Raw genomic sequence first — 270 nt, 5'->3', positions numbered from 1 at the left:
ATGGCAGTCGACGTCACCGAGGCGGAAGCCGCCAACGAATTGATGCGGCTGGCGAAGCAGATCGCGCATCACGACCGGCTTTATCATGCCGAGGACGCGCCCGGGATCAGCGATCCGGAATATGACGCGCTGGTGCGGCGCCATGCCGCGCTGGAGGCGGCGTTTCCGCACCTGGTGCGCGAGGATGCGCCCAGTCGTAAGGTGGGCCACACGGCCACCGCCTCGCCGCTGAGCAAGGTGACGCACGAGGTTCGCATGATGAGCCTCGAC

At 66.7% G+C, this 270-nt stretch carries 1 protein-coding gene; it reads left to right on the top strand.

Features of this window, described 5'->3' with window-relative positions:
• On the top strand, window positions 1-270 hold a 270-nt coding region (locus tag AC2Q9J_RS17975; protein ID WP_499042052.1), incomplete at both ends, for a DNA ligase LigA-related protein.

This window comes from Planococcus sp. RAB007_Raresut (assembly GCF_057369535.1).
The sequence above is the reverse complement of the archived record's forward strand: the minus strand, read 5'-3'. Positions and strand labels throughout refer to the sequence as shown.